This window comes from Serratia sp. UGAL515B_01 (assembly GCF_033095805.1).
Taxonomy (GTDB): domain Bacteria; phylum Pseudomonadota; class Gammaproteobacteria; order Enterobacterales; family Enterobacteriaceae; genus Chania.
The window spans coordinates 250245-268330 of sequence record NZ_CP109901.1; the positions used below are offsets into that span (position 1 = coordinate 250245).

Sequence of the window (18086 nt, forward strand, 5' to 3'; positions counted from 1 at the left end):
ACATTACTGTCATCATCAAGATTTCGAGGTTTATGAGAAAAAACAGGCAGAGAATAGCCTTTATATTGGAATTACCTGCGGTGCACTAGGTATCTCTGATATCATATACATAAATAATTACCTTCAGCAAAGACAGTGAATCAAAACGTAAGGGCGTAATGCTCATTTCGTAGAAAATGACGTTTCACTGTCAGTGATTGTTATCTTTACAGACTGCAAAGGACTCAACGTGAGCGATGAACTGAAAGAAATCGGTGTAAACGGATGGCGGCTTTTTCTATCTTTACTTCTCTTTATCTGGATCATGGTTTGTACTTTGATCACCCTCAGGTATCTTTTTCTTGTATGGTCGGGAGATTATACCTTTTTGCGCCTGTTACTTCAGCCTACGGGCGAGTTTGTGGCCAGTGATGAAATCAGGTTAGCTATATTCACCATTGCTGGAGCTTTGCTTGGGGGATCAACTCTAAGTATAACCTCTCTACATAAATATTCAGCGGTGACCAAAACATTGGACGTAGATCATTTGTGGGGCTATCTTATGGCACCGGTACTATCTGTCGTTATTGGTTTACTTATCTTCTGCATGCTATATAGCGGATTGATGGTCTTGAACGGCGGAACTAGTATTAATTCCGAACTGTCTAGTGTCAGGATTGGGTACCTTTCTCTGGGGGCAATTTGTTCTTATAACTGGGATGTATTCGTGATTAAACTACAAAAGTTGTCAAAGCATGTCGCTAACGAGTAAAGAGAGCCATAACTCTCTTTACTCTATAGTACTATAGATTTCAGCTTTTTTCCTGCGTACCTGAACCCAGGTTAATATAATGGGGCTTAAGCTGTTTGTACCAAGATTTTAGGGTATTGGCCCGCCGGGAAATCGTATCCCCAGAAAGAGATGGACAGCATTGGGTTAAAAAGTCTACTGCTGTACTAGCATCAATATCTGCAAGGCTTGTGATATCACAATAATTCATCCAAGCCCAAGCGCACTCGCTAGCCTCAAAGGCATATGCTGTAATCCGATAACGAGTTGCTTCATCAGATAGCGCCAAGCGCTCGCCTTGAGGGGTCAATTCACCATTATATTCTAGGAATCCTAAAATAAGTGCAGCATAACGATAATACTCCACTAAGCGAGATTGTACCTTCATATTTTCAGCGGTAACTGGCTCATGTTTCCATTTTAGTTCCACATACTGAAATACCTTTTCAATATCATTTCCTTGGGGTACTTTTATAGATGAAATATAGGTTAAGGCACGTATTTTAAGTTTGGATAAATATAATAATGCATCAAGTCTGTAGATCTTAATAGTTTGCTCTGGTAAAGCAGACGAACGAAACTCAAAGTCTATTTTTGACAAGTCTATTATTTTCAGAAAGTTAAGAAAAACTTTAATATCAATGTCATTTTGCTCTAATACGGGAAGAATATCCTTTTTATTCACCATGAGAGCTGAGACTTGGCCTAGGAATGCTTCAAATTTTGTGAGTTCCTCCGCATGGAGTGAAATGGCAAAAGAGCCATAGCGTGCATTTAGAGCCTGCATGCCCCCTTTTACACCTCGCGCTTTATTGAATCCTAAAACCAACTCACTAAAGCGATCACATACTTGGCTCATGTGTTCAAGAGAAACGTTTTTCTTCGCCTGCTTACTTGTTTTTGAGACGATAATCTCATGCGTGGGAATAAGATTGTTATTCAGTAAGCTAGGAGCATAGGCTACGACTCTCTTCACAAAAATACCCGGAGCTGGGAGCTTAATTTCCGCTATTTTATTTTTATGTTTGAACTCTGCGATTAACTTAAATTCCGCTAAAAATGGAAGAGAGAGAGCGCAGAAATGCTCCTGCTCTTGGTATTCAAGCATATCCCGCAGGCTGATTTTTGCTTTCTCATAAGCAATGAGTCTGGCTTTAGAACACGGTAAGACATACCAATGTTCGTAATTTGAATCATCGCCTACCCAATAAACGAAGAAAGTCGAACCACTTTCGTTTTCGGCATAGAAAATTTTTGGTCCCTCGAACTCAAGATAGACATTAACTATTCTGAGCTGACCTAATGGTGGGTAACTGGCGAATATATTCATTTATTTCACCTCATTAAAATTCAGGTGAACGTGGCTATTCTTTTTAAGCCACAGTGTGAAATGTCCCGCAACAAGCGTTTTGCGCATCTTACCCATACCGGCATTTAACTTACCACAAGCGAGCTTGCGTTGTTTCAACGCCTCGGGCAAGGAGGCCATAGCCTCAACCAGCAACTCCATACTATTCCACACACTGGTACCGTAAACAGCCTGTTTTTGCTCCAGTGTAGAGCATTGTTTATGCCTGTTGGGCTGCTCCTGATGAGTGGTTAGAAAGCACATCTCTGTTGGCGGAATCGATTTTACCAGTCGGTATAACATTTCATCTGCATTTGCATCTATAGCATCCTTGGGAGGAAGTACCAGATCGGAAGGGTAGAAATCCGGCCAACTATCCTTATATTCGTCTTTCTTCACTTGGTTTCTTTCTCTCTTCAGTCCCAGAAATATGCAGTTTCCACTTCGGTAAAGCCTGAAAAAGTCATAAAATCAGATAGATGCTAGGAGGCGCTACGTTGCCTCAACGAACCTCCATTGTAGACGGATTTTTAGATAACAGAAAATTCTATTCTTTCACAATCTAAAAATTTTTTGACTTATAGCCGATCTCAATAGGGCTTTATTCCAGACGATGAATCGTGAGTTGCATCAACACCGATTTTAACCAGGCATACGGCTCCAGACCTTTCAGCCGTGCGGTTTCCAGCAGGCTTTTGATGTTGGCTGCTCGTTGACCTGCCGCCAATAAGCTCAAGAGTCGAGTCAACCTAAGGGAATTTCACCCCTCAGTTTCTCCCAGAAGCGTACGTGATAGTCCCTTTTGGTTCAAGCCTGTCAGCATCTTTGGCTTGTCAGGTCTAACGATGTTTATCAGCAGTTCACATAAGCTAACCTTATCGCTCAGCCTTGCACTCCATCCGCACGATGCTTGCAGATAACCCTCTATCCTCACGGATTCAGATCGGATATCTCCCAGAGTTACGTTGTCCTGAGGGCTTCAGACCACACTGTTACCGGTATCACCTGCCTCAGTAGGCTACCGCTGATGGGATAACGGGTTTTATACATAAATCATGTTAAAACAATATATTAAGCGACTTCTTGTCGCACCCAGAACAGACCATCCAGCGCCGTCACCGACAATCCGTTCGCCAGCGCTCACTTAAGCCGCTCACGCGGCATTTTTACTTCCCTGACAATCTCTCGATAAGGCGCAGCGGTCTCGCTTGACGCCTCTTTCCGACGGATACGGGTTGTCAGACGGTAGTGAAATGCTTCCGGCACCTGACTCAAATCAGATTTCACGCTGTAAACACAGCCAAAACGCTTACCGTTAAACACGACATTTTTTTGACTGAGTGGCAGTTCGTTACGCAGCCCAGCAATCAGTTGCGGGGCACGCACCAGCAGCAAGCGAAAAGGCAGTTCAAAGCTGGTGACATAATCCACATTCAGCAAGGCGATACGCAGACGCTCGGCGCTTCCAGCCCTAACCTGACGACACTCTTCGATAATTTCAGCCCATTGACGTGAGATTCGCGGCGTTTCGTTGATTTCCGCGAAGCTGTATTTTTCAATCTGGTAATCAATACGTTCGACCATGCTGGTTTTCCTTCGCATACCCATCGACGACTTTATCAACGGGCTATGCTCAAAGGAAGCGGTTCTGCTAAAGAAGGTCATGACCGATGTTCATTCTAACCGCATCAATTCGTGGTCGGTAATGGCACCATGACAGGGATACCCCGCTAGCCGACACTCTCCCATAGCGTCACTTTTTTGTTCAGCGGTACTACCGTATTCATTTCAGCACTCCCCCACTGCAATCTCGCAAGCTGACTTCAGTGGTGTAGATATGACTTTTGCAATCAGGGCAGGTTTTCAGCCCTTCGTACTCCTTGTCGCACAGCGCACAAAAGTAAGGTTGAGACGCTGGGTAACCCAACGCGAGCACAAACTGCCACTCAATGTTGGGGGACGTGTGGGGTTCACGTTGTGTCAGACGGTAGCAGCAATCCTGGGCCGTCTTGATATCTACCTGTTCCAGGTCATGTTCAAAGTATCGCCCCTTGGTGTGCGTGACGTGTAACGTCAACCTGTTATGGCAATCGCCACAGTAATAGTCGACCGTGTGGTCGGGCAACAGCGTGTCAACGTGGACCCGTTCTCCGCTGAGAGTGCAAGCTTCGCGTAGTTTTTTAAATTGCATGGTGTAGCTCCTGGTAGGGAGATGATCGCCACAGTGTTTAATCAGCCAGAACGTCGGCACTGTGCTCGCCGGTAGGGCCGCGTTCTCCGTGGTATTCGGTGTGGCAACGGGCACAGAGCCCGTCGGCTTTTCGGACCCAGAGATGAGCAAAGCGATGTGAGGCAACGGGCGGGTTAACTACGATAACGCGGTGGCATGGCGGCGTTTATACGGGTAGTGGCTCACTCAGTCTGCTGCCGTGTGGGGGCGCTGACGCCACCGTGAAACGACTTTAGGCAACTGGGGCAATTTAACACGACGTATTCATCCATCATGAGCGTCAGTGCGGTGTTTTCTGCCTGCCGCTGGTTAATCCAGTCGTTGAGGTCGGAAGACGCTTTAAATTTCAGTTCCTCTATCCCGTCGAGCGCCGGGTAGCTAACCAACAGGTCGTACCAACTCAGCATCACCAGTTTGTGTTTGATTTCACTGTTGCCAAAGTGACGAAACAACGAACCGAGCCGGTTCGCCAGTGAATATTGCTTGAGGCGAAGGCATTCACTTAACAAGACTCCTTCCAGCATCGGGTGGTGCAGCAGCGAATACCTGTCCATCTCCAGACTGCATGTCCGGTCGTCGACCAACAGCTCACTGGGGAGAACCAGCTGGTAAAGAAATTCGGGGACAATCGCCACCTCGGCACGGTCGGGAAAACGCAGGCTGGACACCACCAGTCGGTGGTAGGTGTAAATCTGCGGGTGGCACATGCCTTGGCGAACCAGGAGTTTGGTGAAATCGGTCAGCCAGGTCTGGTAGTACCCCAGCAGGTCGTCATGGCGGCTTTTCATTTTGCTCTGTAGTGGATCAGTAATACCGGACACCTCAATAGCCTGTTAATTTAATGATAGCCAATTGAGGTAATTGATAATGACTCAACCTAAACAGACCAAACGCCGTTTTTCTCCTGAATTCAAACTGGAAGCTATTGAGCAGGTCGTTAAGTATCAGCGGTCAACCATCGAGGTTGCACGCGCTCTGGTGTTGGACCCCAGCCAATTGCGTAAATGGATACGCCAGTACAAATAAGAAGTCAGCGGGGTGACGCCGGACAATCCTGCACTGACACCAGAGCAACGTGAAATCCAGTCGCTCAGAGCGCAGATTAAACGGCTGGAGATGGAAAAAGAAATACTAAAGCAGGCAGCCGTGTTGATGAGCGAGCTCCCCATCAAATCTTTGCGTTAATCACACGGCTGAAAACAAAATGGTCGGTGGTCGAATTGTGCCGCCTGCTCAAAGTAACGCGCAGTGTTTACTATGCCTCGCTGAATTCGCGGGTTGATGTAAAACGTCTGCAACTGCGTGCTCAGGTGCGGAAATTGCATCAACAGAGCCGGGGAGCAGCCGGCAGCAGAACACTGAGTCTGCTGATGCGTCAATCGGGTTATAACGTGGGGCGCTGGCTGGCCCGCAGGCTGATGCAGGAATGTGGTCTGGCGAGTCGCCAACCCGGCAAGCCTCGTTACCGTGGTGAACGGGAGACGTCACTGGCATCGCCAGACTTACTGAAAAGGCAGTTTAAGCCGTCGGAGCCCAATCGTGTGTGGAGTGGAGATATCAGCTATATCAAAGTCAATGGTGGCTGGTGCTACCTGGCACTGGTGATTGACCTTTACTCCCGTCGGATAGTGGGCAGTGCCATATCGTCATCCCCGGATGCCGAGCTGGTGTGTCGAGCCCTGCGTAATGCACTGGAGACGCGACCAAGGGAAAAGAGGCTGCTGTTTCATTCGGATCAGGGAGGGCAGTACAGGAGTAAGAAATACAGGCAGTTACTGTGGAGGAACGGAGTGATGCAGAGTATGAGTCGCAGGGGTAACTGCCTGGATAACTCACCAATGGAAAGAGTGTTCCGAAGCCTGAAAAGTGAATGGCTGCCTGTAGGGGGTTATATGGATATCCATCATGCGGTACGAGATATCGGTGAATGGAAACAAAGTTATTACAACACAGTACGCCCCCATCGGCACAATGGTGGATTACCGCCCTGTGAATACGAAGAGCAGTGGAAAAAGGCTACGAAGGTGTCCTGATTTTGTGATCCACTACAAAGGCTGACGCGGGTGAAGTCATCAAGCCAGGTCTGATAGTGGTGGAGCAAGGGGGATGTGTTTTGCATGTTGGGTCCTTGTCAGATTTCAGGTAGCCGCAACCCTCCGCGTCGGGCGGACAGTGGAAATACGGCCTGGAATGGGGTAACGGGGGGAGTAGAGCTTACTGGCGAGACGCGTCTATGCGGGCTTGTAGCCAGGTTTGCACCTCGCTGTGCAGCCAGCGGGAACTGCGTCCCAGTTTGATCGGTTTGGGGAACGCCCCTTCGCTGATGAGTTTATAAAACCATTTGTCACTCAAGCCGGTGAGCTCGGTGATGAAGGCCATCGTCACCAGATGGTCGTTGGTCAGGTCGGGTAATACGGTCATGGTGGTGCTCTCCGGTTGGTCCAAGGGAAACCGGCGTCGGGCAGGTAGGGCTACGTGCTTACCCTGCTGACTCCGCTATACCAACCGGGGTTGTTGTAAAAAATAAGTGCAGGCTGAACGGCTATTGACGGCGGGGTCTGCCCAGACCACTTGGCGGAGGGATTTCGTTATACCCCCAAATGTACTGACCGCTCTTTTGTTCCTCCTTGGCCAGATAGCTGATGATGTAACGCAGTCCGTTGACCCCTGCTTCGTCGTTATAATTAACGGGTTCACCGATATCGATAGCTGCGACATAAGAGGGTTTGTACTCACACCGATTGTAATAACCTTGATGCTCAGTGATGTCCTGCCAGACCGCGCACACGCGTTCAGCAACGGGGTACGTTGCCTGGTTGGTGTGACCATTCAGGTAAAACACGATATGTGCGTGGCACCCGTGCTTACGCGTTGATTCCAGTACCCAGAAGTAACCGACGGTATCTGATAGCAACATGACCTTTTCTATCAGGGCACGGACTTCTCGCTGTGTATCGTGCCAGGAATGGTTGCTAAAACGCCATGAGCCTGTTTTGTAGAACAGATCGACTCTCAGCACCTGCAAGCGCGCGTAGCGTGCCAAGAGTTGATCCAGGTGGTGGTTGATCAGGGAGAGCAGGAACCAGTTCATTGTGTAGCCGGGGTTGAAGGGGTAGGGAATGTGCATTGGGTTATCCTCTGTTGTGTGTACAAAGGAAGGGGACAACATGTTTTTTTTAGTTAACGGACCGCTGGCACTGACGTTGAGGTGCATCGGATCGGAAAGCATGCAGGTTCGAGGGCGTAGACGCTCTGGCTTATTCTTCAGCGGGGAGGTGTGATCTTACGCCTGGGGAGAGAGGAGCAGATCCAGGTCTTGCTTCTGGAGATCGGGGGGAGAGATCACTGCTGGTTCCACTGCAAGTTAATCACTGAACAGGCTGAATACTGCAAGTTGAACATGATGGGTTCCCCCTTAATTATACTAAAAACCCAAATGTTCAAATGCCGTGGATCAACTCGCACTTTCATCTTCCGCTACCGTCTTATTCGTGACTGCCAGGGCCAAGAGCGGGGGGGGGGTAAACAACAGTGACGGGGGGGCGAAGCGGGAGACCGATCCCAACTAACAATCGCGGACAAAGCAATTGATATATAAGTATTTTATTACACAGTTATTAACTTTAAAAAGAAGGGGGGAGAACCGATAATAAGGTGCCTGGCAATATCACGATTGGGCATGCAAAAGGGAGGAATGACGTTGTTCCTAGTGGGTGCGTAAAAAGTATGAAATCGACGCTATTGCGTATTTTTAACCCACAGTAAAAAGGGGCAAAATGCTAACAGGAGGCTGAATGCTACAGATGACGAACACCATAAAAAGAACTGACTACTGCAGCCATGTCTGAAGAAAAACTCACCGTTTTTTGTTGTCTGTATGCAAGAGCGTGTGGCATAAATTATCGTCGCTCAAGTGGTCCAAAGGCAGTTATCGGCGAGTTTTTTGTACCTAAACAAAAGTCATCATCTAAGATGGGAGGTGCATAAACCAGAAAGAAGAACCTGAAGGGTACCGTGAGTCACGGTGTAAAAAATGGAGGCCGATGAAGCCCGAGGAGAGAAACCGACCTATTATGAGATTTACCTAACTTGACGGATTCAACCTCGGATCTTCCGTTAGATTTTCTGGGCTGCAATCACAAGAGAAATGCCAGAACTCTCGCGCAGTAGATTCATCAGTGTAATGCCGTCACAACCAGCAGATTTATGATGAAAAGTGCCAAGCCAAAGACAGGAAAAGTCAAAAACATCTCTATAAGTATGGCCAGTGATCTGATCGAAGCGATTAAAAATCATACATCAGCGCTTAACAAGTCACTGCTCAAAAAAAAATCAAAATCAAAAGTTGTCTCTGACATCGTTGCCCGTCACCTGGAGTTTAACAAACTTACCCCTACTGAAGAGGACGACGAGCTCAAGCAGGGCAGTAATGTAGCCCTAGCGCCAGAAAGTCTGTATATCAAATGGCACAGTTCTCTGTATATGCACGATTTCCAACAGTATCTACACCTGGGTGACCACTGGAGGATTATAGACTTTGTCGGGTTATGGCTCGACGATGGGGATCGCACCGAAATGGAAAGTCTTCAAGGTGAACTCTGGAGGATGTATTCCGAGCTGTACGAAAAAAACCACAGAGGGAGTGTGCTTTCAAAGGTACTCAGAAATGTCAGGAAGAATGAGAATATTAAAATCCTCGCTGTCAGGGTTAAGTGCCAAGAACTCAAAGAAAAAGGGGCGGGAAACGTTCCTGTTTTTAATCTTCGTTATGCGGTCACTCTGGTTAACCTTGATAAAAACACCAATGATAAAGAACATCTTTACTTTGATTACCATTCCATCAGGCTTGTTGATTTTTGTGACTTATATGAAAATCCAATAAAAAACATGCTAAAAAATGAACAGGGAAAATTGCCTATTTCTTATGCTTACTGGCTCCCGATTTATGTTTACCAAAATAAAGTGCTCCTCATCGGAGCCAGGAGAAAGAATGGACAGAAAAAAGAGATTATGGAGATGAAGAAAAACAAGATTATTATCGTCAGGCCACAGTAAGTCAGGGCAATCGCATGCGTAGGTGAGCAGCAATCGTTCGACGTCACCGACACCTTCGCCGTTTCACTGCTGCCCCGGCGGGTGGTGTAATCCGCTTCCACCTTCCCCGCATCCACATAGCGGTAACTGAGATTCAGACTCACATTGTCCGTCAGCGCCCAGTTTACCCCGACACCCACCGCCCAGGCAAAATTACTGGAAAAAACGCTACGGTAAAACGGAAGAACAGCAGGTGAACCTAGCACGTCCCCGTTCCCAGACTAAACCGGTACTCTGTCATGCAGAACGGGTTATCTACGTCAGTGTGAGTTCACAACGTCACTTTCGTTATGCCGCAACTGAAACCCGAGAAGCCGCCTCCATTTGATCAACCATCTCGCTGATCTGTGCTTGCCCGTAGGTCAGAACAGGCCGTTGTTTAACCACACTCACCACAAGCGGCTTGATCAACATATTGGCTGCTGCACGGCCCTGTTGATTAGCGGCAAAGATGATCTCCAGCGTTTTGGGGGTGAGTACACTAGCCAGATTTGCGTTAAGGTTTTCCAACTCATTTTCTGTAAGCAGGAAACTTGTCGCAAGCCATGTCACCTGTTCCTGAATTAACGTCAACACCTTGAGCTGATCGTCTTCAACCAGTGCGCCCGCAATTTTTCTGGAAATAGTTGCCGTAATCATGCCCCCCAATAAACCACCTGCTGCACGTCCAGCTAAAGCGCCAAGCGGCCCCAGTGGACTAAGCATCACACCACCAGCGATAGAGCCAATGGCTCCCCCAGCAACGCCAGAAGAGGCCACCGCCAGGTTTTTGATAAACTGAGCACCTGAAATACGACCACGTAGCATTTTGATCATATCCGGCCCCGTGGTGACTGCAACCAACGCGAATGAGGTCACCAGTGTGCCACGCATCATCTTATTCAGAGAATTGAGATTATTGGCACCGACACCCCGTTGAAGCGCATTACGTACCGTCGGGCTGGCCGCTGCGAAATCAATATTTTTAAGCATCCCCTGAATGGCGCTGATGCGGTGTAATTGCTGAACCGTGACATAAACTGCCAGCGTGCGAGTAAAGGTTTTCCCAGCTTGTATCATTGCAGTGTGCAGCGCAGCCTTACGATCGCCGGTATTAAGATAGAAAATGGACGCCGTCAGACAGAAACTGATCCCGCCTGCGGCAAGGCTGACAATAGCCCCTTCTGCAAGGTCGTAAGTGAGAGATTCGAAGGTGCCAAATTTAGTGATATTCTGCGCCTGGGTGTAGGTAAGATGACCTTGCCGCACCAGTTTTGTTGCTTCGGCAGGATCGTTAACGCCGGGCACTTTGCCATCACGAATTTTGTTCTCCATAGTCTCAAGCGCTTTTGCGTACTGGTCTTTTGGCACTTCCAGTTGCATCGGTGCGCCGTGACGGTCGTAGTAACGATAATGGCCATTTTGCCCGTCAAAACCGGCACCTACACTGCGTGCTGCGGTTGCACAGTATTTGGTCTGAATTTCTGAGCCGTTAACCAGCCTGTCTGCACCATTTTTCGCATTGTCGTCACCGAGAATATGCGCATCTTTTAGTTGGACTTTGTCAGTAAGATGATTTCCCCGTTCGGCTGCAAAACCATGCCCTTGCCCCCCCACCGCAAACATTTTTTCGTTAGTATTCCAGGCCTCTGGGAGAGTCATGAGGATCAGACCATTTGTTGCTGCACTGGAAATAAATTCAGCCTGCGGCCTCTTATGGATTTCCAGACAAAGTTTTTCAGTTTCCTGGCAGATATCAGAGCAATACCACTCATGGTTTCCGATCTCGGCACCTTTCACGCCTTTAATCTCACTCAAACCGCATGATGCGCAGGTACAGAGTTCATCAACATAGTGGAACGAGACAAATTTTCGCCCGTCTGAAAATGAATAATAACGTCCACAATCGAGATAGCGATTCAGAAGATCATCATTTGCGGGGGCAGGTAGGTTCAGTCGATTGTTGAAGAGGTTTTTTAGCTCATCTGAAGAGTGCGTTAGCTTGCTGTTTAACCGCGCGTTGAATTCCACCATTTTTCCTTCATACCAAGCATCATTCAATAACCAGTCATCGCCCGCCAGTTCTTGCTCACGTGTCTCGCCCTGCAGAATATGTTGCGATACCAGCGTCAGATAAACACGCTCGACTAATTCTGCAGAGAGGTGGTTTTCTTTCTTTAGCTCCGCCAGCCAGTTTCGGCTATTGATCGCTTTTTGTTTCTTCAGCCCTTCGTTGATGGTAATCGTCAGCTTCTTCAGTTCCTGGATCTGGCTGGCCGCATAGCACTGCGTCAATAAGGCCGCAATCCAGTAAAGCAACCCAGCCCACCACATCAGCGAAGAGGAGATATCGTATTGCCACGCAATAAACGGCGTTGCCGCCGAGCTGGCCATAAGAAAATAAGACGTGTAAAAACAGCAATAATACGCTTTAAGGTTGCCAGCGATATCGGCGGGGGTGAGTCCATTTCTCAGGATCGCGTTGGTTTGCACAGGCACCGCCAGCAGGCCTCCTGCAAACGCAGCAGTCAAAATAAACTTAATTGAGTCAAAGGAGTATGCTTCGTAGGCGATGTGTTTGCCGTCAAGCCCCCACATAAAGCTCATTATCATGCCCGCAATGGCCAGTGGAACACCCAGCAACCAACGCAGACGAAGCGCAAAGGTTACGCGTTCAACAATATAACCAGCTAATAACGGTGGGCCTGCCACGATCAATGCACCGAGGGCGAATACCACGCCCAGAATATTGAGTGATGCCCGAAACAACGCTTTAAGAACAACAAACCCTATTACTAGAAGAATCAATGCACTAATTATCTGTAGCATTATTTTTTATCCTTGCCCTGTTTGTGCCATCCCAATATGGCATCATCATAAGAGTGTCCAGAACGTCCGCATTTTTGATGATGTTGCCGTTATCTATTCCGTATGCGTATGCCAGCGTAATGCATTCTCTCAGTAACTGTCGGTTATTTTCCACATTGCAGGCCGTCGCTGTCAGTTCGCCCAATACCGCGAATTCTGACAAAATACGCTTAAGTGCCTGCGGCTCAAGGTCATTCAACCGACGAGTAAAATCCTTCCCTCCTTGGCTGTATAACCTTACAAACTTTACCGTCCAGATTTTTTAGCAATGGCTAATGCATTAGGGGGGATTACGCCCCTTGTCTACGCCACACCGGCTTTCATTCCACAGTGGGAAGTGCTACCGGTGCGGCGACGCTGGGGATGTTGCCTATTCCTTTCCAGCGATATTGACGGTAAAGGGCTTGAAGTCGCGAGAGCCCAGTGCGCTAAGGGGGAGTACCCGCATTTTACCGTTCACGGCCTCGGTCACGCGGGTGACGTTGATAATCAGGTTGTCTTTACAGTAGTCCTCACCAATAAGCTGCGCGGTCTGGTAGCGCGTGGCTTCCGAGTCACTGAACGGCTCAACCTCAAGGGTATCGCTGTCCAGCCGTTTCCCCGATTTATCCAACACATCGATGGCAATCTCCAGACGGCCAATGCCCCGCCCACTGCCGTCACTCCCGCCCCCATCCAGGGTAAAGGTTGCTGCGCACATCCCCTGATTGGCCCAGACCGTATCGGAATGCCACAGTTCAATCACTGCCCAGGATGGCAGCGACAGGGCAGACAACCCCACCAGCAGGGCCGTTTTCATCAACGCTTTTCTTATCATTGTCTCTATCTCTGTCAGCAGTGATAAAGGGGAACGCGCGTCCCCCTGATTATTTTCACGTCGTTATTGCTCTGAACAGCTTGCCCAGGTTCAGGCCTCGTCTTTTTCTTTCTCGGACGGCGTGACCGAGGTCGCGATACCGGCAGCGGTGCCGCCTGCCACAACCCCTGCTGCGGTAACCACCGCCGTTCCCCCTGCCATCCCGGCCCCACCGGCAGCCAGACTGCCGCCACCCAACGCCGCCAGCCCTGCTGAACTGGCTGCTGCCCCCGATAAGGTTCCGCCCGCCACACCGAATCCCGCCGCACTGACGGCGGCACCGATGGTAGGCGCAGCAGCCAGTGCCGCCCCACCCGTGGCGACGGTGGCCACAGCAATCAGTGCACTTTTGCCGGGGTTTTCCACCACCGCGTCTTTCACCGCCACGGCAGCATCACAGACCGCTGCCGCTGTCCCGAAAGCCACATCCAGCGCCCCCTCAAACACATCACCGATAAAATCGCCCAATCCCATAAAACACCCCTCTTGTTGAGTCATGAAAATGCCTCGTTAAACGGATTACCCTGAGCATCACAATGCCGATAACACGTTATGACGTAAGGATAATTTCTCTATTTCCCCTGGTGTGGACAATAAATTACTTAATAGAATAAATCGATCGATATTGCATTATCGATCGTTTATATCGATCATAAATCTACCATTGAACCGTTATGCCAGGCAATATGGATAGCAACGACAGGTGAAAAACAGGATGGAAAGGGACGGTGCCTGGGCCTTCTCGATTCATCGCTCTTGAGGGGCTGAGGGGAGGCGGATTGACGTGGTTGAATGCAGGACGCCGGTACGAATGAAAATAATTTCAGACAGATATTATCCCCCTGACAACCACAGCAACGGTGGCGAATCAACCGGTTCACCGCCGTCGTTTCATTTTCTGTTTTGGGGAGTTGTATGAATAAACAAGACGGTATACAGGCCATCAGCCAGTCTCTGACGACGCTGCCTTCGTCGGTCTCTGACACGATACTGCGGCATATTGGCCACCTTATCGATTACACACCGGTGATTGGCATCATGGGTAAAACCGGCGTGGGGAAGTCGTCCCTGTGCAATGCACTGTTCCGAGGCAAGGTCACCGCCGTCAGCGCGGTCTCCGGTTGTACGCGTGAGCCGCAACGTCTGACCTTGAGCCTGGGTCAGCATGCCCTGACGCTGGTCGACCTGCCGGGTGTTGGGGAAAGTGTCGAACGGGACGAAGAGTACCACGCGCTTTACCAGCAACTGCTGCCTGAACTCGATTTTATTCTCTGGGTGCTGAAAGCCGATGACCGCGCGCATACCGCCGATGAAACTGTCTATCAGGACATTACTCAGCAAGGGGGATTCAACCCGGCCCGCCTGCTGTTTGTGCTCAACCAGGCCGATAAAATCGACCCTTGCCGGGAATGGGACCGACACCACTGTCAACCTTCCCCCACCCAATGGGCCCACCTGCAGGAAAAATGCCGGGCCGTGGCAAGCCGTCTGTCTCCCGTTCATCCGGTTATCCCAGTCTCGGCCCAGGAAGGGTACAACCTGGCTGCCTTGGCCGAGGCACTGGTACAACATCTGCCCAGGCAAGCCAGCAGCGCGGTCGCCCGCCAGTTAACGCACCGTTATAAAACCGATGCTGTGCTAGACCGTGCCCGTCAGGATTTTGGTGACAGCGTGGGAGAAGTGTTCGACCGTCTGGCGGATGCCGCTGGCGTGCCTACGGGGGTGCACACCCTGATTGCCCGCGTCAGAAATACCGTGATGTCCATCGCCCGTGCCGTCTGGGGGCTCCTCTTTTGACAGCCTCTGCCCCCAAGGTGTTCTCAGGAGCACCGCAGTAGAAGTGCAATACAACCCATTGTTATTACATCATAAAAACCTCAAAGGAAGTCATTACCATGCCAAAAATCAGTTTTCCCCTGTTGCTGTCTCTCCTGCTGACAGGATGCGGTGACAACCTGGTCAACAAGCTGGAGAACACTAGGGTTCCGCGAAACGCCCAATATACCTACGGTCAGGTGTTGAATCACCGCGAGATGTGCCAGGAAACCACCTGGGAAAAAATCCAGAATGACGATGATGAAGACATCATCAGGGTCATCTACCACTGCGTGCTGAAGCCGGGTAAAGAGAAGTACGCCTACTCGGAGCAAGAAGCCAAAAATCGCCATACCGCCATGTATGACGAAAAGATGGCCAGTTACCAGGCCGAAAGACAGGGAAAGCTGGAGGAATATCAGCAGAGGGTGCTGGCGGAGAAAACCCGCCTGAAAAACCTGCAGGATTTTATGGGCGAAGGGCGGCTGGACTGGCGCTTTCTGGCTGACAACGTGAACCGTAATCCCGATGTTGAAACCCTGATTTTCCGCGCCGTAGACAAGGTACTGATACTCGGCATCATCAGCGGTCGATTCATTGATGATTTCCCGTGGCGGCTTGACAGTGAACCCGAGATGACCTGGGTGTTTTCACGGGCGGATACACGGGGGCCGCTGGAATATTTGCGCCAATCTGAGTTGTTTGTCGGCACGGCGGAAAACGCCAGCGACCCGGCCAACCCGGTGATAAAAAGGCTGATGGAACAGAAAGCCCGCTACATTGACGTGTGTGCCCGCCGTCAGGCCGAGTACCGTGAAAATAACCGCCAAGCCCAGGCTCTCGACAGTGATATCGCCGGGTGCGAATTCAACTATCAGAAAGGGCTGCAAAGCGCACGCAACTGGTTAGAGATGGTTAAAAATGACATGGCGTCGACCCTCACCGCTGAAGCCGGGGAGAAAATAGCGAAAAGTCAGGATAACATTCGGGAAACGGAAGAGAAAATCGCCACGTTGAACAGCCCGGAAACCGATGCTCAAATGAAGCGCTCCGCAGAGCATGAGGCCATCGAAGCCCGGCAGGCTTACGCCAACTCACACATGAAGAAAGGGGAAGAAGTCATCATCTGGCTTTATAACCCCCAGACCCAACGCTTCTCGATGGAAGAGTCGTTACTGATTGAAACCGATGCTGATGATCAAACGCACACCAGCGACCTGAGTTTCCATAAGATATTCACCGCCTTCGTGCGTGGCGTCAAGAATATCGATGATTACACCCAGGTGTGTACCACCACTCGCGAAGGGGGATGGGAGTGCTTCCAATAACGACGAGGTGATAATCAGCCCCGGTTATCCACTTACTCGCCACTCAATTGCCCCAATCAGCACCTACAGATGTTTTACCTACCCCCTGCACAGGCTCCCCGGTTTTCCGGTGGAGCCTTTTTATTATTTAGCCAGAAATAACAGAAGGATATGCGTATGACCCGTTTAACCTCCCGCTTTGGTCGGGTGAACTCCGTTCGCCGTGACCGCCCGTTAACCGTTGATGAACTGGCCCAGTATGTGCCCAGCGTACTGGGTGATGACAAACATGCTTCCCGCAGCGAAAAATATACCTATATCCCGACAATCACCTTGCTAGACCGCCTGCGTGAAGAAGGCTTTGAGCCGTTTTTCGCCTGCCAGACCCGTGTTCGCGATCCAGGCAAGCGTGAACATACCAAGCACATGTTACGACTGCGCCGCTCAGGGCAGATAACCCAGAAAGAAGTCCAGGAAATCGTGTTACTCAACAGTCACGACGGCTCCAGCAGTTACCAGATGATCCCTGGCTGGTTCCGACAAATTTGCAGTAATGGCCTGGTGTGTGGCCAAAGTTTTGGCGAAATTCGCGTGCCACATAAAGGCGATATAGCGGGGCAAGTCATTGAGGGAGCCTACGAAGTCCTGGGGATATTTGACCGGATAGAAGAAAGTCGTGAAAGCATGCTGGCGTTAACACTGGCACCGGAACATCAGCATGCGCTGGCGCACGCCGCATTGACCTACCGTTACGGCGAAGAACACCATCCGGTGACCGAAAGCCAAATCCTGATGCCTCGACGTTGGGAAGATAAAAAAGATGACCTGTGGACAACGTTTCAAAGGCTGCAAGAAAATCTGAGCAAAGGAGGATTATCGGGTCGCAGTGCCACCGGCAAACGGGCACAGACCCGCGCAGTCAATGGCATTGATGGTGATATCAAGCTCAACCGGGCGTTATGGGTGATGGCAGAGCAACTTAAGCTGGCGGTGACTTGATGCAGCATGTTCCCGCTGACGCACAGCAGGCAACCCCGTATCCGCTGCCACTGGACAACCAATCTGGTTGTCGTTCGATATCTGATGATGATTTATGCGCCTGGTGCCGCCATCTTTACTATCGACCAGGTGAAGTCAGCCTTTGCCAGTTCGTTGAAGAAGAGGGTGACTGGCCTGCTTGTTTTGACGCTGATGGCTATGCCCAATCCTGCACCGAACTGCGCCTGATCTTCACTTTTCCACACTCGCCAGACCTCAGGTGAACAGCCCCGGTAAGCACTCACTGACCTTTACCCCACACCTACCAGACAGGCTCCCGGTTTTTCCGGTGGGGCCTGTTTTGTTATTTATCTCATCAATAAGGATATTTACATGAATACGCATTTTGAACTGTCTGCGCCCCCTTCTCAGTCAGCAACGTTGAGTGCCACTTTGGTGCCTGGCAACCAGCGCTCTCGTTTCTGGCCGCAGCACTTCGGCAGCATACCGCAATGGCTCATTCTGGAGGCTCATGTCTTTGGCTGGCTGGATCGCCTGTGTGCGGATTACCACGGTGGGCAATGGGATTTTTATACGCTCAGTAACGGCGGGGCCTTTATGGCTCCAGAAGGCGGTGAGCGGTGGTCACTGTTTAACGGTATGAATGGTAACGGTGCCGACATGAGTGCTGAGGCTGCAGGTATTACTGCCTGCCTGATGGCCTATAGTCACCACGCCTGCCGCACCGAGAACGAAGCCATGACCGACCATTTCTACCGCCTGCGGGAATACGCGCTGCACCACCCCGACAGCCGCGCCATTTTCGCCCTGATTGACTGAGG

The 18086-nt window shown here is 50.0% G+C and carries 17 protein-coding genes and 3 pseudogenes; 8 read left to right on the plus strand and 12 right to left on the minus strand.

Annotation, left to right across the window (positions count from 1 at the left end):
- The first annotated feature begins 229 nt into the window (after positions 1 to 229).
- Positions 230 to 751 carry a hypothetical protein gene (locus OK023_RS01360; protein WP_317694408.1) on the plus strand — a complete coding sequence of 174 codons (522 nt, stop codon included), beginning with the start codon at positions 230 to 232 and terminating at the stop codon, positions 749 to 751.
- Positions 752 to 791: 40 nt separating this feature from the next.
- On the opposite strand, the gene OK023_RS01365 is transcribed toward OK023_RS01360, so the two are convergent.
- From OK023_RS01365 to OK023_RS01390, 6 genes and pseudogenes are all read right to left on the minus strand, one after another.
- Positions 792 to 2099, minus strand: coding sequence for a DUF6575 domain-containing protein (locus OK023_RS01365; protein WP_317694410.1), 1308 nt, complete (start codon positions 2097 to 2099; stop codon positions 792 to 794).
- Positions 2100 to 2516, minus strand: coding sequence for a hypothetical protein (locus tag OK023_RS01370; protein ID WP_317694411.1), 417 nt, complete (start codon positions 2514 to 2516; stop codon positions 2100 to 2102).
- Between the two features lie 223 nt (positions 2517 to 2739).
- Positions 2740 to 2838: pseudogene (locus OK023_RS01375) on the minus strand (transposase domain-containing protein); the annotation flags it as partial.
- A 422-nt stretch (positions 2839 to 3260) separates the two neighbouring features.
- A pseudogene (locus OK023_RS01380) lies at positions 3261 to 3701 on the minus strand (DNA-binding protein); the annotation flags it as partial.
- Between the two features lie 199 nt (positions 3702 to 3900).
- A complete protein-coding gene (locus OK023_RS01385) occupies positions 3901 to 4308 on the minus strand; it encodes a putative zinc ribbon protein (protein WP_317694413.1) in 408 nt (135 codons plus the stop codon).
- Between the two features lie 221 nt (positions 4309 to 4529).
- Positions 4530 to 5135 carry a hypothetical protein gene (locus OK023_RS01390; protein ID WP_317697441.1) on the minus strand — a complete coding sequence of 202 codons (606 nt, stop codon included), beginning with the start codon at positions 5133 to 5135 and terminating at the stop codon, positions 4530 to 4532.
- 79 nt (positions 5136 to 5214) lie between these two features.
- Here OK023_RS01390 and OK023_RS01395 point away from each other — a divergent pair.
- Positions 5215 to 6380, plus strand: a pseudogene (locus OK023_RS01395) (IS3 family transposase).
- 181 nt (positions 6381 to 6561) lie between these two features.
- Here the strand turns inward: OK023_RS01395 and OK023_RS01400 are convergent.
- Both OK023_RS01400 and OK023_RS01405 read right to left on the minus strand, forming a co-directional pair.
- Positions 6562 to 6768 carry an AlpA family transcriptional regulator gene (locus OK023_RS01400; protein WP_317694414.1) on the minus strand — a complete coding sequence of 69 codons (207 nt, stop codon included), beginning with the start codon at positions 6766 to 6768 and terminating at the stop codon, positions 6562 to 6564.
- Between the two features lie 121 nt (positions 6769 to 6889).
- A complete protein-coding gene (locus OK023_RS01405) occupies positions 6890 to 7474 on the minus strand; it encodes an inovirus-type Gp2 protein (RefSeq protein ID WP_317694415.1) in 585 nt (194 codons plus the stop codon).
- Between the two features lie 1079 nt (positions 7475 to 8553).
- On the opposite strand from OK023_RS01405, the gene OK023_RS01410 reads away from it, so the two are divergent.
- The gene (locus OK023_RS01410; RefSeq protein ID WP_317694417.1) at positions 8554 to 9402 is read left to right on the plus strand and encodes a hypothetical protein; all 849 of its coding nucleotides are present in this window, start codon (positions 8554 to 8556) and stop codon (positions 9400 to 9402) included.
- On the opposite strand, the gene OK023_RS19085 is transcribed toward OK023_RS01410, so the two are convergent.
- From OK023_RS19085 to OK023_RS01425, 4 genes are all read right to left on the minus strand, one after another.
- Positions 9297 to 9647: an outer membrane protein gene (locus OK023_RS19085; RefSeq protein WP_411569373.1), complete on the minus strand. Its 351-nt coding sequence runs from the start codon at positions 9645 to 9647 to the stop codon at positions 9297 to 9299. The genes OK023_RS01410 and OK023_RS19085 overlap by 106 nt on opposite strands.
- A gap of 82 nt (positions 9648 to 9729) precedes the next feature.
- Positions 9730 to 12249, minus strand: coding sequence for a hypothetical protein (locus OK023_RS01415; protein ID WP_317694418.1), 2520 nt, complete (start codon positions 12247 to 12249; stop codon positions 9730 to 9732).
- 409 nt (positions 12250 to 12658) lie between these two features.
- A complete protein-coding gene (locus OK023_RS01420) occupies positions 12659 to 13087 on the minus strand; it encodes an IrmA family protein (protein WP_317694419.1) in 429 nt (142 codons plus the stop codon).
- Between the two features lie 108 nt (positions 13088 to 13195).
- Positions 13196 to 13642 (minus strand): hypothetical protein, encoded by a 447-nt coding sequence (locus OK023_RS01425; RefSeq protein WP_317694420.1) that lies wholly within the window; start codon positions 13640 to 13642, stop codon positions 13196 to 13198.
- Positions 13643 to 14047: 405 nt separating this feature from the next.
- On the opposite strand from OK023_RS01425, the gene OK023_RS01430 reads away from it, so the two are divergent.
- The 5 genes from OK023_RS01430 to OK023_RS01450 all read left to right on the plus strand — a co-directional run bounded on the left by OK023_RS01430 (position 14048) and on the right by OK023_RS01450 (position 18084).
- Positions 14048 to 14941, plus strand: a complete 894-nt coding sequence (locus OK023_RS01430) for a GTPase family protein (RefSeq protein WP_317694421.1) — start codon at positions 14048 to 14050, stop codon at positions 14939 to 14941.
- 98 nt (positions 14942 to 15039) lie between these two features.
- Positions 15040 to 16287: a hypothetical protein gene (locus OK023_RS01435; protein ID WP_317694422.1), complete on the plus strand. Its 1248-nt coding sequence runs from the start codon at positions 15040 to 15042 to the stop codon at positions 16285 to 16287.
- Between the two features lie 156 nt (positions 16288 to 16443).
- A complete protein-coding gene (locus OK023_RS01440; protein WP_317694423.1) occupies positions 16444 to 17265 on the plus strand; it encodes a DUF932 domain-containing protein in 822 nt (273 codons plus the stop codon).
- Entirely contained in the window at positions 17265 to 17528 is a 264-nt protein-coding gene (locus OK023_RS01445; protein WP_317694424.1) for a hypothetical protein, read from the plus strand. The genes OK023_RS01440 and OK023_RS01445 overlap by 1 nt, the downstream gene beginning before the upstream one ends.
- Before the next feature lie 109 nt (positions 17529 to 17637).
- Positions 17638 to 18084 carry an antirestriction protein gene (locus OK023_RS01450; RefSeq protein ID WP_317694425.1) on the plus strand — a complete coding sequence of 149 codons (447 nt, stop codon included), beginning with the start codon at positions 17638 to 17640 and terminating at the stop codon, positions 18082 to 18084.
- Positions 18085 to 18086: the final 2 nt, after the last annotated feature.

What these genes read in the sequence shown, in the direction of transcription:
- OK023_RS01385 (WP_317694413.1), bottom strand. Translation starts at nt 4,308, where the DNA reads ATGCAATTTAAAAAACTACGCGAAGCTTGCACTCTCAGCGGAGAACGG.
- OK023_RS01400 (WP_317694414.1), bottom strand. Translation starts at nt 6,768, where the DNA reads ATGACCGTATTACCCGACCTGACCAACGACCATCTGGTGACGATGGCC.
- OK023_RS01445 (WP_317694424.1), top strand. Translation starts at nt 17,265, where the DNA reads ATGCAGCATGTTCCCGCTGACGCACAGCAGGCAACCCCGTATCCGCTG.
- OK023_RS01440 (WP_317694423.1), top strand. Translation starts at nt 16,444, where the DNA reads ATGACCCGTTTAACCTCCCGCTTTGGTCGGGTGAACTCCGTTCGCCGT.
- OK023_RS01415 (WP_317694418.1), bottom strand. Translation starts at nt 12,249, where the DNA reads ATGCTACAGATAATTAGTGCATTGATTCTTCTAGTAATAGGGTTTGTT.
- OK023_RS01390 (WP_317697441.1), bottom strand. Translation starts at nt 5,135, where the DNA reads ATGAAAAGCCGCCATGACGACCTGCTGGGGTACTACCAGACCTGGCTG.
- OK023_RS01425 (WP_317694420.1), bottom strand. Translation starts at nt 13,642, where the DNA reads ATGACTCAACAAGAGGGGTGTTTTATGGGATTGGGCGATTTTATCGGT.
- OK023_RS01405 (WP_317694415.1), bottom strand. Translation starts at nt 7,474, where the DNA reads ATGCACATTCCCTACCCCTTCAACCCCGGCTACACAATGAACTGGTTC.
- OK023_RS01435 (WP_317694422.1), top strand. Translation starts at nt 15,040, where the DNA reads ATGCCAAAAATCAGTTTTCCCCTGTTGCTGTCTCTCCTGCTGACAGGA.
- OK023_RS01365 (WP_317694410.1), bottom strand. Translation starts at nt 2,099, where the DNA reads ATGAATATATTCGCCAGTTACCCACCATTAGGTCAGCTCAGAATAGTT.
- OK023_RS01410 (WP_317694417.1), top strand. Translation starts at nt 8,554, where the DNA reads ATGATGAAAAGTGCCAAGCCAAAGACAGGAAAAGTCAAAAACATCTCT.
- OK023_RS01420 (WP_317694419.1), bottom strand. Translation starts at nt 13,087, where the DNA reads ATGAAAACGGCCCTGCTGGTGGGGTTGTCTGCCCTGTCGCTGCCATCC.
- OK023_RS01450 (WP_317694425.1), top strand. Translation starts at nt 17,638, where the DNA reads ATGAATACGCATTTTGAACTGTCTGCGCCCCCTTCTCAGTCAGCAACG.